General features: G+C 66.1%; 5 protein-coding genes. 2 read left to right on the forward strand and 3 right to left on the reverse strand.

All coding sequences use genetic code 11. The features are described 5' to 3' along the window. The 3 genes from KAY22_RS25200 to KAY22_RS25210 form a co-directional block, all read right to left on the reverse strand. A partial coding sequence (locus KAY22_RS25200; protein ID WP_296625859.1) for an AMP nucleosidase occupies window positions 1-1,037 on the reverse strand: 1,037 nt, incomplete at its 3' end. Between the two features lie 31 nt (window positions 1,038-1,068). Next, a complete protein-coding gene (locus KAY22_RS25205; RefSeq protein ID WP_296625860.1) occupies window positions 1,069-1,551 on the reverse strand; it encodes a peroxiredoxin in 483 nt (160 codons plus the stop codon). Between the two features lie 83 nt (window positions 1,552-1,634). Beyond that, window positions 1,635-2,639 (reverse strand): glycosyltransferase family A protein, encoded by a 1,005-nt coding sequence (locus KAY22_RS25210; RefSeq protein ID WP_296625861.1) that lies wholly within the window; start codon window positions 2,637-2,639, stop codon window positions 1,635-1,637. A gap of 23 nt (window positions 2,640-2,662) precedes the next feature. Between KAY22_RS25210 and KAY22_RS25215 the strand changes: the two genes are divergently transcribed. Both KAY22_RS25215 and KAY22_RS25220 read left to right on the forward strand, forming a co-directional pair. Further along, on the forward strand, window positions 2,663-3,223 hold the full coding sequence (locus KAY22_RS25215) for a YqgE/AlgH family protein (RefSeq protein ID WP_296625862.1): 561 nt from the start codon (window positions 2,663-2,665) through the stop codon (window positions 3,221-3,223). A 169-nt stretch (window positions 3,224-3,392) separates the two neighbouring features. Continuing rightward, a partial coding sequence (locus KAY22_RS25220; RefSeq protein WP_296625863.1) for an adenosylhomocysteinase occupies window positions 3,393-4,333 on the forward strand: 941 nt, incomplete at its 3' end.

Below are 4,333 nucleotides of genomic sequence, written 5' to 3' on the forward strand. Positions count from 1 at the left end.
TGCTGCACCTCTGCGATGGCCGGAATCGGGATCTCGGGCGGCAGCACGGCGTCGAGCACATGGTCGTCGCGCAGATAGGCGTGGGCGAGGACATAGTCGCCGATCCGCTGGCTGGGGCGCAGGCCGCCGCAATGGCCGATCATCAGCCAGGCCGCCGGGCGCATCACCGCGAGATGGTCGGTGATCGTCTTGGCATTGGACGGGCCGACGCCGATATTGACCAGGGTGATGCCGGAGCCATCCTCCGCCACGAGGTGATAGGCCGGCATCTGGTGCTTGCGCCACGCGCTGTCGGCGATGGCCGCGCGCGGATCGGGATCCCCGCGCCGAATCTCGACGCCACCCGCGCCGCTCAGCATCGTGTAGCGGTCGTCCTTGTTCAGTTGCTCGATCGCCCATTGGACGAACTCGTCGACATAGCGGTGATAATTGGTGAACAGGATATAGTCCTGCACATGGGCCGGCGGTGTGCCGGTATAGTGGCGCAGGCGCGCCAGACTGAAGTCGACGCGCGGCCCGTCGAACAGCGCGAGGGGACGCGCCGCATCGGCGTCATGCAGCCATAGCCCGTCGGCCAGCTCGTCGCCGATCTGCGCCAGTTCGGTCGACGGGAAGATGTGCGACAGTTCGACCGGCGAAGCGCCGGTCAGGTCGAGATCGTCGCCGGCATCGAGCACATAATTATAGGGAATCTCGGTTGCGCTCAGCCCGACCTCGACCTCGACCCCATAATCGGCCACCAGCAGGTCGATCTGCTGTTCCAGATAATGGGCGAACAGTGCCGGCTGCGTCACCGCAACGGCATAATCCCCGGCCTCCTGCAACCGCCCGAAGGAGCGGCCGAGCGGCCCCGGATCGCGGCCTCCTTCATAATGGAGGCGTATCTCGGGATAGGCAAAGCTGCCATTGGCGCGCAGCGCCGGATCGGGCCGCTCGCCCGTGCGGATATAATGCGTCAACGCCGCCCGCAGGCGGGAAACCGATTGCCGATAGATGGTGTCGAGCTGTTCGACGATGTCGCGACCTTGAGACGGCAAATGCGGCTCCCTTTTCCTGTGTCTTAAATGATCAAAGCTGGCCGAGCATATGTTCGGCGCTGCTCACCTGAAAGTCGCGCGGCTGCTCGACATTGAGCGTGGTGACCACCCCGTCCTCGACGATCATCGAGAAGCGCTGGCCGCGCATGCCGAGTCCGAACCCGCGACCGTCCATTTCCAGACCGATCGCGCGGACGAAATCACCATTGCCGTCGGCCAGCATCGAGACCTTGCCGTCGGCCCCCGCCGACTTGCCCCAGGCACCCATGACGAAGGCGTCGTTGACCGCCGTGCAGACGATCTCGTCGACGCCCTTCGCCTTGATCGCGTCGGCCTTGTCGACGAAGCCCGGCAGGTGGCGCGCCGAGCAGGTCGGCGTGAAGGCGCCGGGGACCGAAAAGAGCGCGACCTTGCGACCGGCGAACAGCGTCTCGCTCGACACGTCGACCGGTCCCTCTTCGGTCATCGTCTTGAACGTGACTGCGGGGATCCTGTCACCGGCGCTGATCGTCATTACATGGTCTCCTCTAAGGGCTGCCCGAAGGCGATAATCGTCCATTGTTGCATTTTCCGGTGCCCAAAGGCGAGCCTGCCCCTTCAGACATGCTCGCGCAGCCGCAACAGCAGCGGCGCGAGGAAGGGGGCGAAGCGCATCAGCGCCAGTGCCCTTCGCCAGCGGAGGCTGCGCTCGCCCACCCCGAGGCGGGCGAGGTCCGCGACCCCCGCGCGATGCTGGCCCGCCCGGATGCGCGCGAAGGCCTCCTCGATCGCCATGTCACGCTCGATGCGGCGGCACATGGCGGCGGCAGCCTCGGCCTCGGGCCGATCGCCGAGTTCGCGCCGGGCCTTGTCCATCACGGCATGAGCGGTCTGCAGCATCACCGGGGTGTTGCCCGACATCTGCCCCTCGCGTCGGCGATAGCGGGCGAGCGGGCGGGGTACATGAGCGAGCCGCCAGCCGGCAGCCATCAGCCTTATCCAGGCGTCAAGATCCTCGGATGATCGCAGGCTGGTGTCGAAGCCGCCGATGCCGTCGATCGCCTCGCGACGCATCATCGTCAGGCCGAAGACGTTGAACTCCCGCCGGATCAGCTTTTCCAGCGTCGGCGGCCCCGCCTGCGGGCAATAGGCCGAGAACAGCTCACCCACCCGGTCCGCTCCGAAGAAGCTCGCGTCGCCGGTCGCGAAGCCCGCACCGGGATCGGCCTCCAGCGCGGCGACCAGCGCCGATACATAGTCGGGCTCCAGCATGTCGTCGCCATCGAGCAGAGCGACATAAGGCGTGTTCGCCTGGGCGATGGCGCGGTTGCGCGCGGTCGGCAGGCCGCCATTGTCGGTTTCGAGCAGGGTGATGCGCGGGTCGGCCAGATAGGGTTCGACATGCGGGCGAACCCGACGGTCGCCATCGTCGACCACGATCAGCCGCCAGTCGGAGCGGTCCTGTGCGAGAACGGAGTCGAGGGCATCGGCCAGCATGTCGCCCACGCCATAAGCCGGAACGACGATGGTGACCGTAGCGGCAGAAGCGGATTTTGAGGCGGGCCCGGCGGACGATCGCGTCTGTCCGCCTGTCTCATCCGGTTCGCCTGTTTGCGTCGCCATGCCGGAGGACTATATTGCGCTCCATGGATACGCCAGTCTCTCTTCGCGGCCAGTATCTCCTGGCGATGCCGGGGATAGGCGATCCCCGTTTCGAAAAGGCGGTGATCGCTATGTGCGGCCATGACGCACAGGGCGCCTTTGGCGTCGGTGTCGACCGCATCGTCCCGGGCCTCACCCTCCACGGGCTCTACGAGCAGCTCGGGCTCGAGCCCGGCCTGGCGCCCGACTGCGAGATCCATCTGGGCGGGCCGGTCGAGCAGCAACGCGGCTTCGTGCTGCACAGCACCGACTGGATGGGCGAGGACAGCCTGAACGTCGACGGGCGCTGGGCGCTCACCTCGACGCTCGACGTGCTGCGCGCGATCGCGGAAGCGAAGGGCCCCGCGCACTGGCTGGTGGCGCTGGGCTATGCCGGCTGGGGGGAGGGTCAGCTCGACGACGAGATGCGCCGCCATGGCTGGCTCGCCACGCCGGGCGAACAGCGGCTGTTGTTCGAGCATGAGGCGCCCGAGCGCTGGGAACAGGCAATGCGCGATGCGGGCATCGATCCCCGTCTGCTCGCTTCGACCAGCGGTCAGGCCTGACCGCGATTTCACTGCGCCGCATATGGCATTGCCTCTGTTACGGTTGACCGCAGCAGGGATATAAAGATATCTTTATATTTGCGTATTAAAGGCTCGCCCGCTAAGGCGCAGCCATAGCTACCGGTCGGCATGTCGCCGGCCGATGTCCGTTCCCCGAAGGAGAAGCCCGGTGGCCACCGCCGTTGCGACTGATTTCAACGACTATGTGATTGCCGATCTGAGCCTGGCCGAATTCGGCCGGCGCGAGATCGAGATCGCCGAGACCGAAATGCCCGGCCTGATGGCGCTCCGCGAGGAATTCGGTGCGTCCAAGCCGCTCAAGGGCGCGCGCATCACCGGCTCGCTGCACATGACGATCCAGACCGCCGTGCTGATCGAGACGCTGGTCGAGCTGGGCGCCGAAGTCCGTTGGGCGACCTGCAACATCTATTCGACGCAGGACCATGCCGCCGCCGCCATCGCGGCGCGGGGCATCCCGGTCTTCGCCGTGAAGGGCGAGAGCCTGGCCGATTACTGGGACTATGTCGGTCGCATCTTCGACTGGGGTGACGGCACCACCGCCAACATGATCCTCGACGACGGCGGCGACGCGACGATGTTCGCGCTGTGGGGCGCCAAGCTCGAAGCCGGCGCGACGCTCGGCGAGCCGGGCAATGCCGAGGAAGTCGAGTTCCAGCGTGCGCTGAAGGCTTATATCGCGGCGAAGCCGGGCTATCTGACCGAAAGCGTCAAGGCGATCCGCGGCGTTTCGGAAGAGACCACGACCGGCGTGCACCGCCTGTACGAAATCGCCAAGAAGGGCGAACTGCCCTTCCCCGCGATCAACGTCAACGACAGCGTCACCAAGTCGAAGTTCGACAATCTCTATGGCTGCAAGGAATCGCTGGTCGACGCAATCCGTCGCGCCACCGACGTCATGCTGGCCGGCAAGGTCGCCTGCGTCGCTGGCTTCGGCGACGTCGGCAAGGGTTCGGCCGCCTCGCTGCGTAATGGCGGCGCCCGCGTGATCGTGACCGAGATCGATCCGATCTGCGCGCTGCAGGCCGCGATGGAAGGCTATGAGGTCGTGACGATGGAGGAAGCGGTGACCCGCGCCGACATCTTCGTCAC

This window comes from Rhizorhabdus sp. (assembly GCF_018006725.1).
Classification (GTDB): domain Bacteria; phylum Pseudomonadota; class Alphaproteobacteria; order Sphingomonadales; family Sphingomonadaceae; genus Rhizorhabdus.

What these genes read in the sequence shown, in the direction of transcription:
- KAY22_RS25205 (WP_296625860.1), bottom strand. Translation starts at nt 1,551, where the DNA reads ATGACGATCAGCGCCGGTGACAGGATCCCCGCAGTCACGTTCAAGACG.
- KAY22_RS25210 (WP_296625861.1), bottom strand. Translation starts at nt 2,639, where the DNA reads ATGGCGACGCAAACAGGCGAACCGGATGAGACAGGCGGACAGACGCGA.
- KAY22_RS25215 (WP_296625862.1), top strand. Translation starts at nt 2,663, where the DNA reads ATGGATACGCCAGTCTCTCTTCGCGGCCAGTATCTCCTGGCGATGCCG.